22 protein-coding genes and 2 tRNA genes are annotated in these 22133 nt (G+C 61.0%); 14 read left to right on the top strand and 10 right to left on the bottom strand.

Annotated features, from left to right (window positions below; all coding sequences use genetic code 11):
- Nucleotides 1-96 precede the first annotated feature (96 nt).
- Together HLG82_RS03230 and HLG82_RS03235 are read left to right on the top strand one after the other, a co-directional pair.
- Nucleotides 97-462 carry a DUF3039 domain-containing protein gene (locus HLG82_RS03230; RefSeq protein WP_193327287.1) on the top strand — a complete coding sequence of 122 codons (366 nt, stop codon included), beginning with the start codon at nucleotides 97-99 and terminating at the stop codon, nucleotides 460-462.
- Nucleotides 459-2237, top strand: a complete 1779-nt coding sequence (locus HLG82_RS03235) for a DEAD/DEAH box helicase (protein WP_193327288.1) — start codon at nucleotides 459-461, stop codon at nucleotides 2235-2237. Before HLG82_RS03230 ends, HLG82_RS03235 begins: the two co-directional genes overlap by 4 nt.
- 49 nt (nucleotides 2238-2286) lie before the next feature.
- On the opposite strand, the gene HLG82_RS03240 is transcribed toward HLG82_RS03235, so the two are convergent.
- Nucleotides 2287-3642, bottom strand: a complete 1356-nt coding sequence (locus HLG82_RS03240; RefSeq protein WP_193327289.1) for a nicotinate phosphoribosyltransferase — start codon at nucleotides 3640-3642, stop codon at nucleotides 2287-2289.
- A 106-nt stretch (nucleotides 3643-3748) separates the two neighbouring features.
- On the opposite strand from HLG82_RS03240, the gene clpS reads away from it, so the two are divergent.
- From clpS to rdgB, 6 genes are all read left to right on the top strand, one after another.
- On the top strand, nucleotides 3749-4033 hold the full coding sequence (clpS, locus tag HLG82_RS03245) for an ATP-dependent Clp protease adapter ClpS (RefSeq protein WP_193327290.1): 285 nt from the start codon (nucleotides 3749-3751) through the stop codon (nucleotides 4031-4033).
- Nucleotides 4030-4704, top strand: a complete 675-nt coding sequence (locus HLG82_RS03250) for a DUF2017 family protein (RefSeq protein WP_193327291.1) — start codon at nucleotides 4030-4032, stop codon at nucleotides 4702-4704. Before clpS ends, HLG82_RS03250 begins: the two co-directional genes overlap by 4 nt.
- Nucleotides 4705-4714: 10 nt before the next feature.
- On the top strand, nucleotides 4715-5533 hold the full coding sequence (gene murI, locus HLG82_RS03255) for a glutamate racemase (protein ID WP_193327292.1): 819 nt from the start codon (nucleotides 4715-4717) through the stop codon (nucleotides 5531-5533).
- A complete protein-coding gene (locus tag HLG82_RS03260; protein ID WP_193327293.1) occupies nucleotides 5530-6327 on the top strand; it encodes an MBL fold metallo-hydrolase in 798 nt (265 codons plus the stop codon). Before murI ends, HLG82_RS03260 begins: the two co-directional genes overlap by 4 nt.
- 76 nt (nucleotides 6328-6403) lie before the next feature.
- Nucleotides 6404-7174: a ribonuclease PH gene (gene rph, locus HLG82_RS03265; RefSeq protein WP_304413596.1), complete on the top strand. Its 771-nt coding sequence runs from the start codon at nucleotides 6404-6406 to the stop codon at nucleotides 7172-7174.
- The gene (gene rdgB / locus HLG82_RS03270) at nucleotides 7171-7767 is read left to right on the top strand and encodes an RdgB/HAM1 family non-canonical purine NTP pyrophosphatase (RefSeq protein WP_193327294.1); all 597 of its coding nucleotides are present in this window, start codon (nucleotides 7171-7173) and stop codon (nucleotides 7765-7767) included. The genes rph and rdgB overlap by 4 nt, the downstream gene beginning before the upstream one ends.
- A gap of 270 nt (nucleotides 7768-8037) precedes the next feature.
- On the opposite strand, the gene HLG82_RS03275 is transcribed toward rdgB, so the two are convergent.
- A complete protein-coding gene (locus tag HLG82_RS03275) occupies nucleotides 8038-8568 on the bottom strand; it encodes a DUF4916 domain-containing protein (protein WP_193327295.1) in 531 nt (176 codons plus the stop codon).
- A 119-nt stretch (nucleotides 8569-8687) separates the two neighbouring features.
- On the opposite strand from HLG82_RS03275, the gene HLG82_RS03280 reads away from it, so the two are divergent.
- From HLG82_RS03280 to HLG82_RS03290, 3 genes are all read left to right on the top strand, one after another.
- A complete protein-coding gene (locus HLG82_RS03280) occupies nucleotides 8688-9008 on the top strand; it encodes a hypothetical protein (RefSeq protein WP_193327296.1) in 321 nt (106 codons plus the stop codon).
- A gap of 22 nt (nucleotides 9009-9030) precedes the next feature.
- A complete protein-coding gene (locus HLG82_RS03285) occupies nucleotides 9031-9519 on the top strand; it encodes a peroxiredoxin (protein WP_193327297.1) in 489 nt (162 codons plus the stop codon).
- 144 nt (nucleotides 9520-9663) lie between these two features.
- Nucleotides 9664-9745, top strand: a tRNA-Leu gene (locus HLG82_RS03290).
- 363 nt (nucleotides 9746-10108) lie between these two features.
- Here HLG82_RS03290 and HLG82_RS03295 read toward each other — a convergent pair.
- A complete protein-coding gene (locus HLG82_RS03295) occupies nucleotides 10109-11908 on the bottom strand; it encodes an AMP-dependent synthetase/ligase (RefSeq protein ID WP_255313932.1) in 1800 nt (599 codons plus the stop codon).
- Between the two features lie 154 nt (nucleotides 11909-12062).
- Here HLG82_RS03295 and HLG82_RS03300 point away from each other — a divergent pair, with 154 nt between their 5' ends.
- On the top strand, nucleotides 12063-12830 hold the full coding sequence (locus tag HLG82_RS03300; protein ID WP_193327298.1) for a fumarylacetoacetate hydrolase family protein: 768 nt from the start codon (nucleotides 12063-12065) through the stop codon (nucleotides 12828-12830).
- 84 nt (nucleotides 12831-12914) lie between these two features.
- Here HLG82_RS03300 and HLG82_RS03305 read toward each other — a convergent pair whose 3' ends face one another.
- On the bottom strand, nucleotides 12915-14072 hold the full coding sequence (locus HLG82_RS03305; protein WP_193327299.1) for a MalY/PatB family protein: 1158 nt from the start codon (nucleotides 14070-14072) through the stop codon (nucleotides 12915-12917).
- A 34-nt stretch (nucleotides 14073-14106) separates the two neighbouring features.
- Between HLG82_RS03305 and gltX the strand changes: the two genes are divergently transcribed.
- The gene (gene gltX / locus HLG82_RS03310) at nucleotides 14107-15606 is read left to right on the top strand and encodes a glutamate--tRNA ligase (RefSeq protein WP_193327300.1); all 1500 of its coding nucleotides are present in this window, start codon (nucleotides 14107-14109) and stop codon (nucleotides 15604-15606) included.
- A gap of 113 nt (nucleotides 15607-15719) precedes the next feature.
- Here the strand turns inward: gltX and HLG82_RS03315 are convergent, their stop codons facing one another.
- From HLG82_RS03315 to HLG82_RS03340, 6 genes are read right to left on the bottom strand one after another with little or no spacing between them, the layout of a single operon-like run.
- Nucleotides 15720-16865, bottom strand: coding sequence for a hypothetical protein (locus HLG82_RS03315; RefSeq protein WP_193327301.1), 1146 nt, complete (start codon nucleotides 16863-16865; stop codon nucleotides 15720-15722).
- 2 nt (nucleotides 16866-16867) lie between these two features.
- A complete protein-coding gene (locus HLG82_RS03320) occupies nucleotides 16868-17482 on the bottom strand; it encodes a MusI family membrane protein (protein ID WP_193327302.1) in 615 nt (204 codons plus the stop codon).
- Nucleotides 17479-18507: a LacI family DNA-binding transcriptional regulator gene (locus tag HLG82_RS03325; RefSeq protein ID WP_193327303.1), complete on the bottom strand. Its 1029-nt coding sequence runs from the start codon at nucleotides 18505-18507 to the stop codon at nucleotides 17479-17481. The genes HLG82_RS03320 and HLG82_RS03325 overlap by 4 nt, the downstream gene beginning before the upstream one ends.
- A gap of 52 nt (nucleotides 18508-18559) precedes the next feature.
- Nucleotides 18560-19480 carry a carbohydrate ABC transporter permease gene (locus tag HLG82_RS03330; protein WP_193327304.1) on the bottom strand — a complete coding sequence of 307 codons (921 nt, stop codon included), beginning with the start codon at nucleotides 19478-19480 and terminating at the stop codon, nucleotides 18560-18562.
- Complete coding sequence (locus tag HLG82_RS03335; RefSeq protein ID WP_193327305.1) at nucleotides 19477-20322, bottom strand: carbohydrate ABC transporter permease; 846 nt, start codon at nucleotides 20320-20322, stop codon at nucleotides 19477-19479. Before HLG82_RS03335 ends, HLG82_RS03330 begins: the two co-directional genes overlap by 4 nt.
- A gap of 56 nt (nucleotides 20323-20378) precedes the next feature.
- Complete coding sequence (locus tag HLG82_RS03340; protein WP_193327306.1) at nucleotides 20379-21713, bottom strand: ABC transporter substrate-binding protein; 1335 nt, start codon at nucleotides 21711-21713, stop codon at nucleotides 20379-20381.
- Between the two features lie 312 nt (nucleotides 21714-22025).
- On the opposite strand from HLG82_RS03340, the gene HLG82_RS03345 reads away from it, so the two are divergent.
- Nucleotides 22026-22097, top strand: a tRNA-Gln gene (locus HLG82_RS03345).
- Nucleotides 22098-22133 lie beyond the last annotated feature (36 nt).

Consider the following 22133-nt stretch of genomic DNA (forward strand, 5'->3'; position numbering starts at 1 on the left):
GCCCGCTGCCTGCCGTCTCGAACCCGGGCTGTCAACGTGGCAAGTAGCACCCGCCCATCGCACGAAATTGTCGGAGGCGGGCAATAGACTGGAGGCATGTCTACCGATCCTCATTCTGATCCCCAAGCGCCGGGCGGGCCGGGTCAGCCGGCTGCGCCGTCGTTGGCTCCTGAGTCGACGACTGCCACGTTGGAGCGCACGCGCGAAGCACACGAGCCTGGTGATGAGGATCGTTACGCGCATTATGTGCGCAAGGACCGCATCACGCAGTCGGCGGTTGAGGGCGGTCCCGTCGTTGCGTTGTGCGGAAAGGTGTGGACCCCGGTTCGTAACCCCGATCGTTATCCGATCTGTCCCACGTGTAAGGCGATCTACCAGAATATGGGTAAAGGCGGGGACGCTTGGCCCTTCGGCCCAAATCCGCCGGGCGGAAATGGTAACGGACAGGGCGGCGCCCAGTGAGCGCCCGCTCACACCACAACCCGCAGTCTGTCTCAGTATCCGCAGCCCAGAATCTTCCTCCCGTTTATCCGCAGCGTGCTGCGTGGGGAACGGCTGGGTCTTTGCGTGCTTGGCAGGCTGAGGCGCTGGGCAAGTATCTCGACACGATGCCGCGGGATTTTCTCGCGGTCGCAACCCCCGGTGCGGGTAAGACTACTTTTGCCCTACGTGTCGCCACCGAGCTCATGTCTCGCAAGGTCGTGTCAGATGTGACTGTTGTATGCCCCACCGAGCACCTGAAATATCAGTGGGCTGAGGCGGCCGCGCGAGTCGGCCTCAAACTCGATCCCGACTTTTCCAACTCCCAGGGCAGCTTAGGTGCCTCCTTCAACGGTGCTTGCGTCACCTATGCCCAGGTGGCCCGCGCGCCGCTTTTCCATCGGCATCGCACGTCGGCCCGTTCGACGCTCGTCATCTTGGACGAGATCCATCACGGCGGTGACGCGCTGAGCTGGGGCGATGGGATTCGGGTTGCTTTTGAGCCGGCTAAGAAGCGCCTGTCGCTCACGGGAACGCCCTTCCGCTCTGACTCGGCGGCGATTCCTTTCGTCACCTACGAGCCCGACGCGGACGGGGTTCCGCGGTCGAAGGCTGACTATTCCTATGGCTACGGGGAGGCATTGGCCGATAGCGTCGTCCGCCCGGTGATGTTCATGTCCTACACGGGCAACATGCAGTGGCAGACCAAGCACGGCGATGTGGTTAGTGCCCAGCTTGGCGAAGAAATGACGAAGGACATGGAGGCCCAGGCTTGGCGCACGGCTCTCAACCCGGATGGCGATTGGATGAAGGCCGTGCTTGGCGCGGCAGACGATCGTCTCACCGTGGTCCGTCAGGGAATTCCCGACGCCGGTGGCCTCGTCATCGCCACGGATCACAAGACTGCTCGCGCCTACGCTGATCTCTTGGCTCAGATCAGCGGTGAAGAACCGACTGTGATTCTTTCGGACGACGAGCGCGCCTCGGATCGCATTGCCGACTACTCGGCGGGGACGTCGCGATGGATGGTTGCTGTGCGTATGGTGTCGGAGGGCGTGGACGTTCCGCGTTTGTCGGTGGGCGTTTATGCCACCTCCACCTCCACGCCGCTTTTCTTTGCCCAGGTGATTGGGCGTTTTGTGCGCTCGCGTTCGCGTGGGGAGACGGCGTCGGTATTCCTGCCCTCGGTACCCCACCTGCTGACGCTCGCGGGTGAGCTGGAGAAGCAGCGCGATCATGCTTTGTACGTTCCTTCCGCCGATGAGGATCAGTTGGATGACGATCTGATCGCTGCGGCGAATCGTGAAGAAAAGGCCTCCGACGATCTGGTCGGCGTGGGCTACACGGCGTTGTCCGCGGATGCGACGTTTGACAGGGTCGTCTTCGACGGCGACGATTTCGGTTCGTGGGCTGCCGTCGGCTCCGAGGAGGAAGCCGACTTCCTCGGCATTCCTGGCCTGCTAGAGCCAGACCAGGTGGCCACGCTTTTGCGCGAGCGCCAAGCGGAACAGCAGAAGAACTCCGGTAAGAAGACTGAGGCTCGTACAACCGTGATGGATTCACGACGCCGTCGCGAGGCTCGTAAGCAACTGTCCAGTTTGGTTGCTGCTTACGCTGCCAAGACCCAGCGCCCGCACGCGATGATTCACACTGATCTGCGGAGGGCATGCGGCGGACCTGAGGTTGCGAGGGCCTCGCTCGAGGAAGTAGAAGCAAGGATCTTGAAGATCCAAAAGTGGTTTGTGGGGCGTAGTTAGAGACGCCGAAAAACGTGCCCGCCGTTGCCTCGCGGCGGGCACGTTTGCGTTAGTTGTCGCTTTCGAAGATGTCGATCATGGTGGTCGGCAGAGCCGGGTCTCCCTCGGAGAGACGCCAGGCCGGGTAGGGCAGCGCCGCACGGGAGTTGCGGTGTTGCTGGGCAGCGTGGGCGAGGGAGCTACGTGCAATGTATTCGTCGGCAACAACGCCACCTTCGATGAACTTGACCTGGAGCGGGCGGGCGTCCCTGTCCTCGAGATAGGCTAGGCCTTGCTCCCAGCTTGCGGCTGAGACCACGAGTTCGCCGGTTGCACGGCCAGTCTCATCATGCGTGCGGCCCGCCACTTTGAGACCGCCGACGGAGCCCTTCGAATCGGAGCGCTTGGCCACTTCCTGCATCGTGCCGTCCGAACGCTCACGCGAGACGAGCTTGTAGACGAGCTGGGCGGTGGGCTGTCCAGAGCCGGTGACCAGGCGTGTGCCCACACCGTAGGAATCGACGGGCGCGGCGTTGAGCGCTGCGATGGCGTACTCGTCCAGATCCGAGGTGACCGTGATCTTGGTGGAGGTTGCCCCCATGTCGTCGAGTTGCTTGCGCACCTTAAACGCCTGTGCCACGAGGTCGCCCGAATCGAGGCGGATCGCGCCGAGCTCTCCGCCTGCCTCTCGCGCGACCTTGACGGCCAGTTCGACGCCGCGTTCGACGTTGTAGGTGTCAACAAGTAGCGTCGTATCCGTTCCCATCGTTGCCAGTTGGGCGCGGAATGCCGCCTCCTCGGTGTCATGCAGGAGTGTGAAGGAGTGCGCTGCGGTTCCGATCGGCTTGATGCCGTACAGCCGTGCGGCTTCCAGATCCGAGGTGCCCACGAAGCCTCCGATGACGGCGGCGCGTGCGGCGGCGACGGCCGACCATTCATGGGTGCGGCGCGCCCCCATGTCCAGACACGGGCGGTCATGCGCCGCGATCGTCATGCGAGAGGCCGCGGTTGCCACGGCCGAGTCGTAGTTGAGGATTGACAGGAGAACGGTTTCCAGTAGGACCGCCTCGGCGAAGGTTCCCACCACGGTCATAATGGGGGAGCCGGGGAAGTAGATTTCGCCCTCGCGATAGCCGTAGATGTCGCCAGTGAACGTGTAATCGGCCAGCCACTGCAAGGTGTCTTCCGAAACAATGTTGGCTTGGCGCAGGTAGTCAATTTCTGCCTCGGTAAAGCGGAAATTCTGCACGGCCTCGAGCGCGCGGCCCACGCCCGCCACCACACCGTAGCGGCGGTGGCCGGGAAGCCTACGGCCGAAGACCTCGAAAACTGAGCGACGATGAGCCGTTCCTGACTTCATCGCCGAGTCGATCATCGTCAATTCATACATATCTGTGAGCAGAGCAGTGCTCGTAAAATTCGTCATAGTCTAACGGTATCTCTCCGCTCCGACGCTTTTCCAAACTTGGCCGGTCTTGTGGAAACAACGCCCAAAGGTCCCACGCTGGTCTAACATGGGAAATGTGCAGTTCATGAGCGAGTCGAGTATGCCAAGTCCAGCCGAGAGCCCTGTTGAGGCTCCTACCTCCGGCTGGCAGACGGTGGTGCACAACGATCCGGTCAATCTCATGACATACGTTCAATGGGTCTTCGAATCCTACTTTGGCATGGACCCGGGCACGGCGTTTAAGAAGATGATGCAGGTCCACCACGATGGGCGAGCCGTTGTCTCTGCTGGTCAACGCGAACAGATGGAAAAAGATGCCCAAGCGTTGCACGCCTATGGGCTGTGGGCAACGATCGAGGAACTGCGATGATGGCTTTCTTGGTCGCCCGAGGCGGCTACCGCGCACAAGCTAACGATCAGGAGAGGGCGATGCTGGCCTCCCTTGCCCGCGACGTGGTGGTGCTGCTCGGCTCCGACGTCGAACACGAGGCCGAACGACGTGCGCAGAGCGTGGATCCGGACGATCCGCTTGCGGCCCTAGAAGCCGACGTCGCCGACATCGCCGAGGCGATCGCCACCGAACACGAGCCACACACCCAAGCCCCGTACGACAAGGCGATTGATCGCCTGTTGCCGGACATGAGCGAAGACCCGGATGAGGCTGACAAGCTTCGTGACCTGACAGAGACCTCCGTCGCGTCTCAGAAGATCGAAAATCTTGTCACGCTGTACCAGGGGCTCGACGGCGTCGCGCCCGGAAGTAGCGACATCTACGTGCCGAATGACGAAGCCGGCGTGTGGCTGAGTGCCCTCAATGACATTCGTCTCGTCCTGGCTGCCCGCCTCGATATCAACGACGACGAATCGGCAGACGCCGTCTACGAGCGTGCGGGACTCTTTACCGGCTCGCGCTCGCGGGAAGCGGACGATTTGCCAGAAATCGAAACGGCGGATGACATGCTCGCCGTCCTCTACGCGATGACTACCTGGTGGCAGGATTCACTGATTACAGCGGTGAGGAACAAAGCGCTACGCGGGTAGCATTCGAAGCATGAACGATTCACCCATTGGTGTGTTCGACTCCGGCGTGGGCGGCTTGACGGTCGCCCGTGCCATCATAGATCAGCTCCCAGGTGAGTCCATTACCTACATCGGAGATACAGCGAATAATCCGTATGGACCGCGCCCGATCGCACAGGTACGCGAGCTAGCCCTAGGCATCATGGATGAACTCGTTGAATCGGGCGTGAAGATGCTGGTCATTGCGTGTAATTCGGCATCTGCTGCCGTCCTCCACGACGCTCGCGAGCGCTACACCGTCGCCGAGGGGATTCCCGTGGTGGAGGTTATCCACCCGGCGGTTCGTGGCGCCGCCCGAGTGACGAACAAGGATCGCATCGGAATTATCGGCACGCAGGCGACCATCGAGTCGGGGGCTTACGAGGATGCCTTTTCGGTGATTCCGCGAATCTCCGTGACATCACAGGCGGCTCCGCGTTTCGTCGAATTCGCTGAGAAGGGTATCACCACCGGACAGGAGCTGTTGGCGGTGGCCCAAGAGTATCTGGCGCCAATTAAGGAAGCGGACGTGGACACGCTCATCTTGGGGTGCACGCATTACCCGTTGCTCGCCGGCGTCATCAGCTACGTGATGGGCGACGACGTCGCGCTGGTCTCGTCCGCCGAGGAAACGGCCCGCGACGTGTACCGCGAGCTCACCGCGCACGATCTCCTTCGCGATCCAGATGCGCCGGCGCCCGTCCATACGTTCCTCTCGACGGGTGACGCCGCCGAGTTCCAAAAACTTGCACGCCGTTTCCTCGGTCCGGAGGTCACGAGGGTCCATCAGCTCGAGGGGGGAGCGAAGTGAAACTGACGATTATTGGTTGTTCGGGATCGATGTCGGGAAAGGACTCTCCGGCGTCGTCCTACCTGCTCCAGGCTCACGGGCCTGACGAGGCGGGAAATGACCGCACGTGGTCCATCATCCTTGATTTCGGGCCGGGCGCGATGGGGCATTTGTTGCGCTACGCCGATCCGGCGCGCATCGACGGCATGTTCCTGTCTCATCTGCACGCCGATCACTGCGTGGATATCGTGGGCATGCAGGTTTATCGGCGCTGGTATCCCGAGGGGGCGTTGCCACGCATTCCGGTGTTTTCCCCGGGCGATGGGGCGGCCCGTACCCGCGGCATTTCCGGAGATCCGAGTGAGGAAACATACGCCAGCGAGTTTGAATTTCAGCAAATCGGGCCGGCAGATACCGTGAAGATCGGACCGTTTAATATCGAGTTTTATGCCGGTTACCATTCGGTGCCCTCGGTTGCCATGCGGATTTCTGGACCATCCGAGCGCGATCCGAATGAACTGGTGACGATGACGTACACCGGCGATACAGACTACATTTCTTCCGTCGTCGACGCGGCGCGGGGCGTGGACCTCCTGCTGTGCGAAGCAGCTTTCGAAGAGGAACGCGATCTTGTGGAGGGCATCCATTTGACCGGCTTGCGTGCGGGCAGGATTGCGGCGGAGGGCGGCGTCGGGCGACTGCTGCTCACCCACCTCCAGCCGTGGACGAGCCCGCAGCGCAATGTCCGCGATGCTCGTTCCCTTTACAGCGGCGACGTCGAGGCGGTGCGGGCCGGCGAGGTCTACACCATCTAGACGTTAGCGACGCCGTCGAGCCCGGGCCACGTGTCCGGGCTCAATTTTTGTCGGGGTGCGAAGGTAGGCTTAGACCATGAGTGAATTTATTCGTGAAGATGGGCGAGCTGTCGATGAATTGCGCCCTGTTCGTATCACCCGCCGCTACCTGGACCAGGGCGAAGGATCAGTGTATGTCGAATTCGGGAAGACGAAGGTTTTGTGCGTTGCGTCGTTGACTGAAGGCGTGCCGCGTTGGCGGAAAGGATCGGGGCTGGGCTGGGTCACGGGGGAATACTCCATGCTTCCGCGAGCAACTAGCACGCGCTCCCAGCGCGAGTCGGTCAAGGGCAAGGTCGGCGGGCGTACGCAGGAGATCTCACGGCTGATCGGGCGCGCTCTGCGGGCTGTGGTCGATTTCGAGGCGCTTGGCGAGAACACGATCGTTCTCGATTGCGATGTGCTTCAGGCAGACGGCGGCACGCGGACGGCGTCGATCACGGGCGCTTACGTGGCGCTGGCTGATGCGGTGGCATACGGTGTCGAGCAAGGCTGGATCAAGCCCAGGCCTGGTGCTCCCGTCCTACGCGACTCGATCAGCGCGATCTCGGTGGGTGTCATTGACGGCGTGCCGTGCCTTGACCTGCCCTACGTGGAGGACGTGCGTGCAGAAACTGACATGAATGTTGTGATGACGGGCGCGGGAGAATTCGTTGAAGTTCAAGGAACGGCTGAGGAAAAGCCCTTTAACCGCGCCGAACTCGACACGCTCCTCGACTTGGCGGCGCAAGGCAATAGTGAGCTGACGAAGCTGCAGAAGGCCGCATTGGCCTCGAAGTTCCCCGTCTCATTGGAGGACATCGCATGATCTTGTTGGCGAGTCGTAACGCCCACAAACTAGAGGAAGTCCGCGCGATCTTGTTGCCCCTAATTCCGGGTCTCGACTCGATCGAGGGGGCGCCGCCGGAGTTGCCGGAGCCGGTGGAGGATGGCCGAACTTTCGCGGAAAACGCCGTCATCAAGGCACGCCAGGTGGCCGAAGCCACGGGGCGTCCGGCCATTGCAGACGATTCAGGGCTATGCGTGGACATCATGGGCGGAGCGCCGGGTATCTTCTCAGCGCGCTGGTCCGGTCAGCACGGCAACGACGCCGGTAACCTCGATCTGTTGCTAGCTCAGCTGAGCGATGTGAAGCCTGAGCATCGGGGCGCGCGGTTTGTTTGTGCCGCGGCGCTTGCGATGCCGGACGGTACGGTCGTCGTCGAAGAGGGGCAGATGGTGGGAACACTTCGCTATGAGCGCGCGGGCGAGGGCGGTTTTGGTTATGACCCGATCTTCCAATCGGAAGGGTCTAGCCTTACGAACGCCCAGCTCAGCGCCTCGGAAAAGAATGCCATTTCGCACCGTAACAAGGCCTTTGCCAAGCTCGCGCCACACGTTGTGGCAATACTCGGCCGCTAGATCTGAAGCCGCCGCGGGCGGGAGCACTGTTGCCCCTCCGTGCGCGGCGCACCTCTCCGTTCGCGGCGCACTACAAACAAGGGTTTAAGGTGCGCCGCTAAGCGAGAGGTGCGTCGTGAATGGCTGGGTGCGCCGTTAAGCGAGAGGTGCGTCTTGAGTGGCTGGGTCCGCATGAGCAGCTGATGAGCCAGCCAATATGTCCACAGCGCATGCCCATATAGCGCATGCTAGTTTGGCAAGCTAGGGTGGCTGGCTAGGCCTTTGCCCTGATTAAGAACAAGCGAGATGGGCGAGAGCATGCTGAACAATGCCTACGTGCCGGGGCAGAATCTCTGATTGAAGCTCGGGAGTGCGTAGCTCACCCGGGGTGAACCAGTTGATCTCGAGGGAATCGGAGGATGGGTGGCAGTCTCCCAACACCGGGATGATGTAGCACAACGACACGGCATGCTGGCGTGGATCATGCCAGCCTTCCCCGGGCGTTGGGAAGTATTGGGCAACCGTGAATGGCACGATGTTGGCAGGAATTTGGGGAAGAGCCATCTCGCCGAGGTCTTTTTCGAGATGCCGGCGAAGGGCCTCACGGATCCGCTCGTGATAGAGCACGCGGCCAGAGACAAGGGAACGCGTGAGGCCGCCGTCGGTAGCAGTGAGCAACAGGCCGACGGAACTTAGCGAGCCGTCGTCGTCGAGACGGACCGGGACGGCGTCGACATACAAAATCGGAACCTTGCGCCTGACAAAAGCGAGGTCCTCAGGTGAAAGCCACGGTCCCATGTCCGAAGATGCAACGTCACTCATGGCTTCGATTGTGCCAGCATAGGATGGTCGGCGGCAGTCCCATCGCCGACAATTTGCCACTGGTGAACGACGACGGTCTGCGCGCCACGCGCCGAGCAGGAGTGTGGCAGAGTGGAGATGTGGAGAAAATTGAACGCCCCCTCATGGGGGTCGCCCTCGTGTTTGCCATCGTGATGACCGTCGTCGGATGGTACACAGCCATCCGTGTTGGTGGTGAGCCCGCCGTGGTGATCCCGGCGATCCTCGGGACGCTCGCCGTCGCGGGCGGAATATGGGGATGGCTGAGGGAGGCTCCCTACTGGGTCGCCGGTGGCGCGCTTGGTGCAGGTGTCCTGTTTCCCACGGTGGCGGGGACGATCCCGATGTTCATCGGGTTTGTGCTCTTCATACTGCTCGTGACTCTCAAGATTTTTAATTCAACAATGGACGACGGCCGCTGAGCGGCACGGGAAGGTAGTAACCATGTCTGATCCGACCAAGCTTGGCGTTGGCCAAGAAGCCCCTGATTTCACCCTCGAAACCCTCGACGGCACGGTGAGCCTCTCCGAGGAGTTGGAAAAGGCCGAGCAGGGCGTCATTGTTTACTTTTACCCGCGAGCAATGACTCCCGGATGCACCACCGAAGCCTGCGACTTTAGGGATTCGGAGAATTCCTTGAAGTCGGCGGGTTACACCGTGATTGGCGTTTCTCCTGACAAGGTGGACTCCTTGGGGAAGTTCATCGAGAAGGAATCGTTGAACTTCCCCTTGGCGTCTGATCCGGACAAGGCTGTGATGAAGGCGTGGGGAGCCTTCGGCAAGAAGATGAATTACGGCAAGGAAGTTGAGGGCGTGATTCGCTCGACGATCGTCGTCGGCAAGGACGGCCGCGTCATTCTGGCCCTCTACAACGTCAAGGCCAAGGGGCACGTGGCGCGCATCCGAAAGGAGCTCGGTATCGACGCCGCCTGAGACGCATTTTCTTTCGACGACGCCGCCGCGCGCGGGTTATCGACGCCGAGCCCGCGCGGGCGTCGCAGACGAAGAGAAAGTAAGCCATTCCACCGTCGATGCATTTTTGTAACTTAGCTGCGTAAGGCTAAACTTCTGCGTAGCGCGCGAGTGGCGGAATTGGCAGACGCGCTGGATTTAGGTTCCAGTGCCCTCGGGCGTGTGGGTTCAAGTCCCACCTCGCGCACAATTTTACGTAAGGGAGTCCTCCGGACCAGCTGTCCGGGGGACTCCCAGCATGTTCGGCTCCGAGTCATAGCTGTGGAACCTGACTTTCGGTGGACGCCTGGCCTTAGCCCTGGCCACCCGCGCTGCGTAACCCGGCCACCCGCGCTGCGTAACCCGGCCACCCGCGCTGCGTAACCCGGCCACCCGCGCTGCGTAACCCGGCCACCCGCGCTGTACTAAAAGGATTCGCGCTGTAGTAATCTGCGCCAGAATAGTACAGCGGCGGACAGCTTAGTACAGCGCGGGCGGTGGCCGGCGGAGCCGGCCGGGTTTGGGGCAGGGACAGCCGGGGCCGAGCCGGCCGGAGGCTCCAGCCGCGGCACTACTGCTTGTTGTACAGCTTATTGAGATCGCTGGCGTAGCGCTTGGCAACAGCGGAGCGCTTGACCTTGAGCGACGGGGTTAGCATTCCATTTTCCACGGTCAGGTCAGGGGAGATGACCGCGAACTTGCGGATGGATTCGGCGCGGGAGACCAGCTTGTTGGTCTTCGTGATGGCGCGCTCGAGCGATTCAAGGACCTGCGGATGCTGCGATGCTTGTGCGACGTCCATGGGCGGAAGGTTGTGGGCCTTGAGCCAGCCGGGCAGCATGTCGGCGTCGAGGGTGATGAGCGCTCCGATGAAAGGCTTCTGATCGCCGACCACGACGATCTGGGAGATCAGCGGGTGGGAACGCAGTGGATCTTCGAGGACCGCGGGGGAGACGTTCTTTCCTCCTGCAGTCACGATCAGTTCCTTCTTACGGCCCGTGATCTGGAGGTAGCCTTGGCGGTCGAGTTCGCCGAGGTCGCCGGAGTGGAACCACCCGTCGTCGTCGATCACGTCGGCAGTGGCTTGGGGGTTGTTTTGGTATCCCCGGAAAATCTGGGGTCCGCGGATGAGGACTTCGCCGTCGTCGGCGATTTTGATCTCGGTGGCGGGCAGTGGGGTGCCGACGGTCCCCATTTTGATGGCGTCGACGAGATTGACGGTGGCGGGGCCGGTACATTCGGTCAGGCCGTAGGCTTCGACGACGGTTAGCCCGATGCCGCGGAAAAAATGGCCCGTGCGTTTGCCGAGCGGTGCGCCGGCGGAGACTGCGTAGTGGCAGTCTTCGCCGATGATCCGGGTGATCTTCTTGAAAACGAGCTTGTTCGCGATGGCGTGCTTGAATGAACGAATGGGGCCACGCCCGCGCGTCGAGTAGGAGACGGAGACGTTGGCGGCCCATCGGAAGATGCGGCGCTTGAGGCCGGAGCCTGCCTTGGCCTCGGCGGCGTTGTAGATCTTTTCAAGGACGCGCGGAACAACGAGGAGGGCGGAGGGTTTGAAGGTCTTCAGATCGGAGAGCAGGTTCTTGATGCTGGGCGCATGGCCGACGACTCCGCGGCTCGCGATGGTGTAGAAGAAGACTGCACGTGCCATGACATGGGCAAGTGGGAGGAACAGCAGGATGCGTGTTTCTTTGGTGTCGATGATCTGGTGCATGTGCGGAACGACGTTGAGCGCGGTGTCGACGAAGTTGCCATGTGTCAGTTCGACGCCCTTGGGGCGGCCGGTTGTCCCGGAGGTGTAGATAACGGTGGCGAGCGTGTCCATCGTCAGTCGGCCTCGGCGGCGGTTGATTTCGTCCTGGGTGATTTTCTCGCCCTGTGTGTAGAGTTCGACGAGTGCGTCTTGGTCGAGAGCGATGACGCGGCCAAGGTTGGGGGTGCGCTGGGATTCGACGAGTGCACGTTGCGTATTCGTGTCGGTGACAACGAATCGGATATCCGAGTTTTCGAGGATCCATCGCACCTGTTCGGCTGAGTCGGACTCGTAGATGGGCACGACGACGAGTCCGGCGCTGAGCGCAGCCATGTCAATGAGGCTCCACTCGTAGGACGTCGCACCGAAAATGGCGATTGCGTCGCCCTCGTTGAGGCCTTCGGCGACGAGTCCGCGGGCAACCGCGTCGATATCAGCGAGGTAGGCGGTGGTGGTCATCGGCTTCCACTGGCCGAGGTTTGCCTGGCGCTCGATGCAAATCTGGTCGGGATGCTTTTGCTGGCGTCGGGTGAGGAGCCAGGGGATGTTCATCCAGGATTCGATCTCGACTTTGCGTTTTTCGCTGGCGACGCCGTCGCGACGTTTCTTGACCATGATTGCCCTATCGTTGAAAGGAACTCGACAATGTTACGTTACCGTAAGTTAATGGGTTGGGGAGGGATGCGTGCGTGGGTTGTCTCACAATAGTACACAGGTCAAGGCGGGCAAGTTAGGCTCGCTACCCCGATAGGCACGCTAGGCTTGACCCATGAAGATTGCACGACTTTCACTCGACCAGGGCCCGCGCTTCGCTGTCGTTGACGAGGCCAGTGGCGCCTACCATGTTCTCGCCGATGACCCGATGTATGCCGGCATTTCTCCAACCGGGCAGATCGTGTCCGCGGAGGATGCCAACCTCGTGGCTCCGATGCTGCCGCGTTCGAAGGTGATCGGTTTCGGTGATAACTACAACCGTCCCGACTATCGGCCAGACCCGACGACGGTTCCGACCACCTTCCTCAAGCCCAACACCGCTGTGGTGGGGCCAAATGTTCCGATCGTGGCCCCGAAGTGGTCGGGCAACATTATTCACGAGGCCGAGCTGGCGGTCGTTATCTCGCGCCTGTGCAAGGATGTGCCGGTCGAGCGTGCGAACGAAGTGATCTTCGGCTACACGGTGGGTAACGACGTTGCCGACGGGGTGACTCAGAAGTCCGATCTTCAGTGGGCGCGCGCCAAGGGCTTCGACACCTCGTGCCCGGTGGGTCCCGTGATCGTCACCGATCTAGATGTTTCTGACCTGGAGATCACACTGTCGGTTGACGGAGAAGTGAAGGGCCGTGGTACGACGGCCGACCTCGCACGATCCGTACCTGAACTCATCGCCCTTGCTTCGTCAATGTTCACCCTCCTGCCCGGCGACATTATCCTCACCGGCGCCGCCTTCCCCTCGATCCCGGCTGGGCCCGGCACCGAGGTGACATGTGCGGTTGAAAGAATCGGACAGTTACGAAACCCCGTCGTCTCGGACGAATAGACGCCTCCGGCTAGAGCAAATCCGTCGAGGGTAAGTCCGGCCAGGGTAACTCGCGGCATGATGGCCGATCAGCGGCGTTGGGTGCTACGCGCCCAACGCCGTTTCGATGCCCGCAATCGCCTGTTCGAGCACAGGGCGTGGGGTGGCGAGAATGACGCGCACGAAATTGTCGTAGCCGGCCCCACAACTGCTGCCAGGGGTGGTAGCCACCCCAGCATGCTCCTGCAGCCAAACATCCACCGGGCGCGTGACGATCCCTGCCTCCACGGCACCCGTGAAATCGAGCCAGCCAATATAGGTGCCTTCCATGTGGGGCATCTCCACCCCGGGCCAGCGCGCCACTGCGGCTTCCATGAGGTCCCGGTTGCCGCGCAGGTAACTGAGCACCTCCTCGCGCCACGGCCCGCCCTCGCGGTAGGCGGCGATCGTGGCGGCCGCGCCAAGCGTCGACGTTGTGGCGGCCGCCCAATCGAGGTGAGCACCGAGGCGGGCAACAAGGTCTGGATTTGTGATGATGAGTTGGGCGCATTTCAACCCCGGGATGTTCCATCCCTTCGATGCGGCCACGGCCATGACGGTGTGCCGCGCTGCGGCGTCGTTGACCGAGGCGTACGGGACGTAGTCGCCGTCGAGGACGAAAGGCGCGTGGATGTCGTCGGCAAACACGATCGCCTGCGGGAACTTGGCCACCACCTGCGATAGTGCTTCCAACTCGGCGCGTGTATAGACCCTTCCCGTGGGGTTGGCCGGGTTGACCAGAAGAAGAGCCTTGGCGCCGGCGGCAAATCCCGCGTGAATGCCCTCGAGGTCGAGTTCGTAGCGGCCCCCGGAGTGGCAGGGCACCTCGATCATCTCTCGGCCCATGGCAGGAATGAGATGCGTGAACCCCATGTAAGCCGGGGTCGGCAGGAGGACGGGCGAGTCCGGCGTCGTGAGCGTCTCGATGACGAAGCGTGCCGAAGAAACGACGTCGGGCACTGCATAAACCGAATCTGGATCGGGGGAGAAGGAAGAAACAGAGCCTAGCCACTGCGCTGTGGCCGTCTGCAGGGCTTTCCGGTCAGTATCGGAACGGTAGCCAATTCCGGGCGAATCGGCGAAGCGGTGAATCACACCGCGAACGGGCTCGGCGAGTCCCAAATCCATTTCGGCGACGAACATTCCTATCTGGTCGGGAAACGTGCTCCACTTCAGGGAGCCGGACGCGCGAAGCTGGTCGATGGTGATCTCGTCGAAATTCATGTTTCTACTCTAACCGGAGTAATCTAGAGGCACTATGAGCACTGAAGCATCGAATGTTCGCGTACGTTTTTGTCCCTCGCCAACCGGCCTTCCCCACGTGGGAATGGTGCGTACTTGTCTCTTCAATTGGGCATACGCTCGTCACACCGGTGGCACCTTCGTCTTCCGTATCGAGGATACGGATGCACAGCGTGATTCGCAGGAGTCCTTTGACCAGATCATTGATTCCCTGACGTGGCTCGGCCTCGACTGGGATGAGGGCATCGGCGTCGGTGGACCACACGAACCTTATCGGCAAAGCGAGCGCATGGACATCTATGCCGACGTCGCCGCCAAGCTCCTTGAGGCGGGCTTCGCCTACGAGTCATTCTCGACTCCGGAGGAAATCGAAGCGCGTCACAAGGCCGCCGGACGTGACCCGAAGCTGGGCTACGACGGCTTCGACCGCGACCTGACCGAGGAGCAGAAGGCGGCCTTCCGCGCCGAGGGCCGCCAGCCCGTGCTACGCATTCGCATGCCCGACGAGGATGTGACCTTCACTGACCTCGTGCGCGGCGAGATCACTTTTAAGGCCGGATCCGTGCCGGACTACGTCATCATGCGTGGCAACGGCCAGCCGCTCTACACGCTGACCAACCCCGTTGACGATGCGCTCATGGAAATCACCCACGTCCTGCGCGGTGAGGATCTTCTTTCGTCGACGCCGCGCCAGATCGTCCTGTACGACGCGCTCAAGGCGATCGGGGTGGCTAAGGGGACTCCGCTGTTCGGCCATCTTCCCTACGTGATGGGCGAGGGCAACAAGAAGCTGTCCAAGCGAGACCCGGAGGCCAACCTTCTGCTCCACCGCGACCGTGGCATGCTGCCCGAGGGCTTGCTCAACTACCTTGGACTTCTGGGCTGGTCGATTGCTGCTGACCGCGACCTCTTCGGGCGTGAGGAGATGGCCGAGGCGTTCGACGTCGCAAACGTCAACCCCAACCCCGCCCGCTTCGACGACAAGAAGTGCGTGGCGATCAACGCCGAGCACATCCGCATGCTCGACGTGGAGGATCTGCGCGGGCGTCTCGTGCCCTTCCTCAAGCGCGACGGCTTCATCGACGCCGACTCTTTCGAGACCGCCGACGCCGAAACGCAGCGTCTTCTTGACGCCGCGGCTCCGCTCGTTCAGACCCGCATCCAGTTGCTCGGCGAGGCACCGGCTCTGATGGGCTTCCTGTTCAAGAGCGCCGATGAGGTTTCCTACGACGAGAAGGCTGTGGGCAAGCTCCGCGACTCGGCACCCGCCGCCCTCGACGCCGCCATCGCGGCGTTTGAGGGACTTGCTGAGGAAGCGTGGAATGCCGAGACGATCAAGGCTGCCGTAGATGAGCAGGTCGTGGCCGGGCTCGAGCTGAAGCCTCGCTTCGCGTTCCAGCCGCTTTTCGTGGCGATGACGGGCACAAACGTCTCCTTGCCCGTTGTCGATTCGATGGCCATCCTGGGTAAGGACGAGACGCTGACGCGCCTGCGTCGCTTCCGCGCAACACTCTAAGCGAACGACGACGAAAAGCGTCGGGCCGGTGGCCCGGCGCTTTTCTGTGCCTGCCGGCCGGTGTTAGCAGACGGGGTCAGTCTGCGCGTATTTACCACCGTAGGAGGTGGACGTCAGCGCTCTGGGGCCGACCGCCGGTCGGTGGGATCGACGAGGTAAACGGTGGACCCCGGCGTCCACCCCGTGATCATCGCGGTGCCGTGACCAGCGGGGGTTTCCACCCGCACGGGCACGTAGGCCACGGCGAGTGCAGCCGGCACGCTCAAGCGAACTCCGTCGTAATCGGCGCCAAGACGCGCCCAGTCGATGACGAATTCGATGGGTGCCATGATTCCCGCCCACTCGGGCGCCAGGCGCGTGGTGCGATCGGCGTCGGCGAATCGAGCGGGGTAGCGTTCGACGAGTTCTCCAACGTCCGCGATGCTCGCGATCTCGAACACGCGCAGATCCTCCCGGAGAGGGGCGTACGGATGGTCGACGGCGACGTCTCCGGCGTCGTCACCAAAAACCTCGCAGGTCGATTCGATCGCCCCGGGAGGTGAGTGGGGTACGTCGTCGGCGAAAACGGTGGCGTCAACCTGATCGTAAGCGACCCACGACGCGATCGGGATCTGAGAAGTCACCCACCACTTGTAATCGTCAATGACGGGCACGTCGGCGGAGACCTTGCGGGTGGCTGCGGAGCGGGCGGTGTGGACGTGGGCAGAACGCGGGCGGCCCTGCCAGGATTCGAGGCCGGGCAGGGCTAGCAGGCAGCTGAGGAGTGCATCGGCGGTCGAGCGCTGGCTCGGCGTGGCGAGCGAATCCACGGCACGTAATTCGAAGGACGAGAATGCGTATGCCACGGTGAAGTCTGAGACCGCCCGCTGAACCATGTCAGACGTGACGACCCCGGCGTCGAGCGCAGCGTCTATCCAGGCGATGGCGGCGTCTTGGTAGCGGCGGACGAAGGCTGTCACGGCCTCGAACGTGGGAGGAGGAGCTTCCGGGAAAACGCCGCCGGTGGTCTGACCTACAACGGTGGAAAGCGCGGAAGAGGCCGCACTTGCGCCCACCGCCGGGGGCAACAGAGAGGGGAATGGACACACGGGCAACCCGCGTGTCCACGCCGGGTCGGCGTTCGACGGCGCGAACGGGTTGGCGCCGAGCTCTACGAATTGGTTGAGCATACTGAGGACGACGCCGCGGCCCTGAATCCCGGGATAAACCATGAGTTTGCATGAATGCCACTCGCGCATACGATTCTTCACCGGCCACATGTCTATTCCTCGGGGGAGACGACGTGTCGGACGAGGAGCTGGAAGAGGTAGAGCGTCAGAGCCAGCCCGATGATGAGGTAGAAGCCTACGATCGCGAACCAACGCTCTGGCACGACGACGGCGAGTGCCGCGGGCAGGGCGAGCATCGTCACGCCAACCAAGGTGCGCGGCAGGAAGCGCAGTGCCGCAAGAGCCGAGTTGGTAAACGCCGTCGTGAAATTCCTGGGACGCTTCGCTTCAAAATAGAAGAGCCACAAGCTGATGCCCGCGACGATCAGCGCTGCGGACATGAGGCCTGCACGGAAGGCGAAGTCGACATTAGCCCCGACCTCGACCGCGTCCAGCATGAGCCATTCGAGGAGCCCGAGAGAGCCAAGTAAAACGGTGATCAGCCACCATAGCGTAGATGTCTTCACGTGTTTCGTGAACTGGGTGAGGAATGTGCGCGCCGGCTGAGAGCCTTCTTCCTGGACGAGTTGTGCGATCACGTAATTCGCGGCTCGGAACGAGGCTCCTGCAGTGAGGAGCGGGAGCGAGGTCAGGATCATCAGCACGTTGACGACGACGATGTCTGCGGCCAGCGCCAGTGACTGGTAAAGACCCGATTCTGGATTCATGGAAGCCCTCCCACGGTCGATTCTGCTTCGATTAGCGTAGCCGGGAGGAGAACATGGCGATGAATAGGGCCACGCATGCGTTCGAACAGCACATGGCAGGTTTCCTCGGCGATGGCTTGGATCGGTTGAGCAACCGTCGTCAAACGGGGAGAGAGGAATTGAGTGATTCCCACCCCGTCGAAGCCCGTGACGGCCATATCTTGGGGAACCTTGAGCCCGGCGTCATGAAGCGCACGCAACGCCCCGACGGCGATCACGTCCGACATACCGACGATGGCGCTTGCACTTGCCCCGCTGGAGAGGAAATCGTGAGTCACCTGGCGTCCATATTCGTAGGAATACGACGAGGTTCCACTCTTGCCACGCAAAAGCAGGCGAGGGTCGGGATCGATCCCACGGGCTTGCATCGCGCGGACGAAATGTTCCATGCGGCTCGTGCCGATGGAATCTTCCCCGGCTGCCGGCCCCAAAAAGGCGATCCTTTCGTGACCGAGGCCGAGGAGGTGGGCGACGATGAGGTCGATGGCCTGCGCGTCGTCAACGGCCACGCTCGAATAGGACTCGCGATCGGCGCCGAGGATTTCCGGCACTGTGCACAGAACCGAGGGAACGTCGACTCGCTCCCACCCCTGCGCGCCCGCGCCGCGCCAGCCGCCGAGCATGATGAAACCCGAGACTCGGTAGCTCGCGGCGAAATCGAGATATGCGCCGATCTCGTCGTCATTGTGCAGGACGCGAATGGTTGACACGACATAACCGTGCTCGCGTAGGCATCGCTCAATCGGCTCGAGGAGCTCCGTAAAGAACGGGTTGGCAGGTCCCTTGATGACGACGCCGATCATGTTCGATGTTGTGCGCCGGAGCGACTGCGCCGAACGGTTGGGGGAATACCCCAGGAGGCTGGCTGTACGCAGAATGTGGTTTTGCGTGACGGGGGAAACGCCGGCAGCGTCGTTGAGCGCGCGCGAGACCGTTGTAATCGATACGCCGGCGGCTCGCGCCACATCGCGGATCGTCACGCTCATGTTGCCTCCCCGAGGTGGTTGGGGGCGGGCTGCGGCACCCACCCCCAACTGGTTAGCCCTTGACCGCGCCTGCGGCCACACCTTCAATGATGTACTTCTGGGCGAAGAGATAGAAGACCACGATCGGGACGATTGCCAAGACTAGCATGGCCATCAGGGCGCCCATATCACGGTTTCCATTGGAACCGACGAGGAACTGTACCACGATCGGGATCGTGCGGTATTGCGAGCTTGGGCCGAGAACGAGGTTGGGAAGCAGGAAGTCATTCCAGATCCACATCGCGTTCAAGATCGCCACCGTGATCGCCGTTGGCTTGAGCATTGGCAGAACCACGCGGAAATAATTCTGAAGCGGGCTGCAGCCGTCGATCATGGCCGCCTCCTCGATCTCCAACGGAATCGACTTAACGAATCCCGCGAACATGAAGGTGGATAGGCCCGCGCCAAATCCGAGGTAAAGAACCACCAAGCCGGCCGGGTTGCTCAGGCCCAGGGAGTCGGCAATTTTGACCGTGGGGAACATCACCATCTGGAACGGAATCACCATCGAGAACACGAGGACCAGATAGATGAGGTTCGTCCACCAGGTCTTAATGCGCGTGATGTAATAGGCGGTCATCGACGAGAAGAAGAGGATCACCACCACCGAGCTGACCGTGATCACGAACGACCAGAAGATGGCCCACTGCGTTCCCGAAAGCGCGAGGCCAGTCCTGTAGTTCTCGATGCCCACAAACATGTCGCCTAGCGGGAGCGAGAACGGGTCGTTCGAAATCGAGAACTTCGCCTTGAAGGAGTTCAACAAAATGAACAGGATCGGGCCGACGAATACGAATGTGAGAAACACCAGCAGGATATAGATAAGGGCCTTGCCAACGGTGAAACGCCCCGTCCGCGTCGTTGTGTCAATTCTGGTCTTCGCGGGGTTGGGCGCCTCGCTCGGATCGGTTTGGGGAACAACTGCGATACTCATGCTTCGACCTCCCTCGAACGAGTCGCGCGGAGTTGGAACATGGCGAGTACAACGACGACGACGACGAAGATCACTGCCTTCGCCTGCGCGACGCCTTCTTGGCCAACCTCGAAGAACATGGAGTTGACGATATTGAGCGCGACCATCTCGGTCTGATCAAGAGGCGCTCCCGCGGTCAATGCCAAGTTTTGGTCGTACATCTTGAACGTCGAGGACAGTGTCAAGAAGAGACAGATGGTGATAGAGGGCATCACCATCGGGATTGTGACGTGCCGCAAGACCTGCCAACGGCCCGCCCCATCCAATTGCGCGGACTCAATCAACTCCGGCGGAACATTCTGGAGGCCGGCTATGTAGATGATCATCATGTAGCCGATGAGCTGCCAGTTGATCAGAACGACGAGGCCGAGGTATCCGTACTTCCAGTTGGAAATGATCGTGGTCGCGTATTGTACGAGAACCGCGTTGAACAACACCTGAAAGGTGTATCCAAGGACGATTCCGCCAATCAGGTTGGGCATGAAGAATACGGTTCGGAAAAAGTTGGTTCCGCGAAGCTTGCGCGTGAGCAGCCAAGCGATAGCGAATGCGAAAACGTTGACCGTGACAATCGATACGATCGCCACGAGCACAGTGAAGACGAATGCGCTAGTGAAACCACTGCGCGCTCCGAAAGCGTCCTGGTAGTTCTGCAATCCCACGAATTGTGCATTCGTGATCGTCGTGAATTCGGTGAAGGACAGAGCTAGACCGATGATAAAGGGGACGAAGAATGCGATCGCAAAAGCGATGAGCGTTGGGAGCAAAAAGACCGGACCATACTTTTTTAAAGCGGATCTCATCAGGCTTCCTATCAAAGGCAGAGGGCGGGGAGATGTTCGCCCCGCCCTCCGAGCTTTTACTTCTTCTCAGCAGCCCAAGCATCCACGAAGGTCTTGGCAACTGCCGACCATTCCATGTTGCCCGAGGCATATTGTGCGAGCGCCTGCGCGAACTGATCCTTGAAGTTCTGCGACGGGTAGGTGGTGAACACCCACGGAACGTTCGTGACGGCGTCGTTCGTGAGGTAACGCTGAATCTCCTTGGCAAGTGGGTCGGTGGGGAACTCGTCCTTGCCGAACGTCTTGAACGGAGCCATGAAGCCAAGGTCCTTGACCACGAATTGCTTGCCCTTCTCGGAAGAGAACAGCCAGTTGACGAAGTCGATGGTGGCCTTCTGATCAGCCTCGGAGGCCTTGGCATTGATCGCCATGAATGCCTCGGTGCCGATGGCGAGGCCTTGCTTGGCATCGTCGGGCATGCCGGTGTAGATCGGGAGGAACTTGATCTTATCCTCCTTAACGACGTTGCCTGCAACCTCAGAAATCTGCGACCAAGCCCAGTTGCCGTTCTGAACCATTGCCGCCTTTCCGGTGGCGAATTCAGCCATCGAATCGGAGACGGTCTTTGACGGCGTCAGGGTCTTCTCAATCGTGGAATCGGTGAGGTAAAGCTCGAAGATGTTCTTGAAGTTCTCGTTGTACTTGAAATCGACTGCCTGCTTGTCCGTGACGTTGTCAGCCTTGTATTCGTAGTACATCGGGATGTTCGACAGATGGGTCTGCCAACGCCATTCCTCGCCCGGTGCCAGGGAGGTAGAAGCGAAGACTCCATCAATTCCGAGCTCGGCCTTCTTAGCCTGCATGTCATCGGCGACAGCCTTGAGCTTGTCGAAAGTAGTGACCTCATCCATGGAGGTCGCCTTGGCTCCATCCATCGCAAAGTACTTATCCATGATCTCTGCGTTATAGATGATGCCGTAGCCCTCAATTGCGAGCGGAACGCCGTACGTCTTGCCGTCTCCACCCTTGAGCGCGAGGTTATCCTCGGTGAGGTTCTTGGTGAACTCCGCATCGGAGATATCGGCCGCATAGTCCTTCCATACCGACAGGCCAACCGGGCCGTTAATCTGGAAGAGGGTTGGAGGAGCGGACTTCGTGATTTCCGTCTTGAGAGTCTGCTCGTAGGTGCCCGAAGCGGCGGTGGCGACCGTGACCTTCACGCCGGTCTCTTCGGTATATGCCTTTGCGATGGTCTGGTATGCCGCCTCCTGCTCAGGCTTCCAGTTCAGGAAGTAGACCGAGCCAGCGCCGTCATTACCCTTGCCCTTATCGTCTGACGAGCAACCTGCCAGCCCGGCAAGTGCAATGCCGCCTGCGGCGATGAGCGCCAGAATCTTCTTCGTAGATGCCATTGTGGCGTCCTCCTAGGTTCCATGACCGAGAAAATCGACCATCATCGGAAACGCCCTGCGACACTACTTCGCGGCGCACGATACGAAAACGTTTCCGTGATCCACCTAACGTACACCTTTTGGGGTGTTGGTGCGAGTTGTGGCGCCGGGCAATTTGGGCGTGTATGTGGGAGTGGGTGGCTGGCGTGGCAAGGGTTTGGGCGGGGTGCTGTAGCTGACGTTAGGGTGACTCCATTCACTCAAATGGATTTGCGCGGGAGGGGGTCGGTGCGTAATATATTTACTCGTTGCACTCCTTCGGGATGTCCGCCATGGGGTATGGTGTAATTGGCAGCACGAGTGATTCTGGTTCATTTAGTCTAGGTTCGAGTCCTGGTACCCCAGCGAAACGGTCGCTATGTTGATCGTTTTCATGCGGAA

This window comes from Trueperella pecoris, from assembly GCF_014926385.1.
In the GTDB taxonomy this organism is placed as follows: domain Bacteria; phylum Actinomycetota; class Actinomycetes; order Actinomycetales; family Actinomycetaceae; genus Trueperella; species Trueperella pecoris.

Bases quoted from the DNA above. Each gene is read 5' to 3' on its own strand.
- HLG82_RS03230 (WP_193327287.1), top strand. From the start codon at position 97: ATGTCTACCGATCCTCATTCTGATCCCCAAGCGCCGGGCGGGCCGGGT.
- HLG82_RS03240 (WP_193327289.1), bottom strand. From the start codon at position 3,642: ATGACGAATTTTACGAGCACTGCTCTGCTCACAGATATGTATGAATTG.
- clpS (WP_193327290.1), top strand. From the start codon at position 3,749: ATGAGCGAGTCGAGTATGCCAAGTCCAGCCGAGAGCCCTGTTGAGGCT.
- HLG82_RS03250 (WP_193327291.1), top strand. From the start codon at position 4,030: ATGATGGCTTTCTTGGTCGCCCGAGGCGGCTACCGCGCACAAGCTAAC.
- murI (WP_193327292.1), top strand. From the start codon at position 4,715: ATGAACGATTCACCCATTGGTGTGTTCGACTCCGGCGTGGGCGGCTTG.
- rph (WP_304413596.1), top strand. From the start codon at position 6,404: ATGAGTGAATTTATTCGTGAAGATGGGCGAGCTGTCGATGAATTGCGC.
- rdgB (WP_193327294.1), top strand. From the start codon at position 7,171: ATGATCTTGTTGGCGAGTCGTAACGCCCACAAACTAGAGGAAGTCCGC.
- HLG82_RS03275 (WP_193327295.1), bottom strand. From the start codon at position 8,568: ATGAGTGACGTTGCATCTTCGGACATGGGACCGTGGCTTTCACCTGAG.
- HLG82_RS03285 (WP_193327297.1), top strand. From the start codon at position 9,031: ATGTCTGATCCGACCAAGCTTGGCGTTGGCCAAGAAGCCCCTGATTTC.
- HLG82_RS03295 (WP_255313932.1), bottom strand. From the start codon at position 11,908: ATGGTCAAGAAACGTCGCGACGGCGTCGCCAGCGAAAAACGCAAAGTC.
- HLG82_RS03300 (WP_193327298.1), top strand. From the start codon at position 12,063: ATGAAGATTGCACGACTTTCACTCGACCAGGGCCCGCGCTTCGCTGTC.
- HLG82_RS03305 (WP_193327299.1), bottom strand. From the start codon at position 14,072: ATGAATTTCGACGAGATCACCATCGACCAGCTTCGCGCGTCCGGCTCC.
- gltX (WP_193327300.1), top strand. From the start codon at position 14,107: ATGAGCACTGAAGCATCGAATGTTCGCGTACGTTTTTGTCCCTCGCCA.
- HLG82_RS03315 (WP_193327301.1), bottom strand. From the start codon at position 16,865: ATGTGGCCGGTGAAGAATCGTATGCGCGAGTGGCATTCATGCAAACTC.
- HLG82_RS03320 (WP_193327302.1), bottom strand. From the start codon at position 17,482: ATGAATCCAGAATCGGGTCTTTACCAGTCACTGGCGCTGGCCGCAGAC.
- HLG82_RS03325 (WP_193327303.1), bottom strand. From the start codon at position 18,507: ATGAGCGTGACGATCCGCGATGTGGCGCGAGCCGCCGGCGTATCGATT.
- HLG82_RS03330 (WP_193327304.1), bottom strand. From the start codon at position 19,480: ATGAGTATCGCAGTTGTTCCCCAAACCGATCCGAGCGAGGCGCCCAAC.
- HLG82_RS03335 (WP_193327305.1), bottom strand. From the start codon at position 20,322: ATGAGATCCGCTTTAAAAAAGTATGGTCCGGTCTTTTTGCTCCCAACG.
- HLG82_RS03340 (WP_193327306.1), bottom strand. From the start codon at position 21,713: ATGGCATCTACGAAGAAGATTCTGGCGCTCATCGCCGCAGGCGGCATT.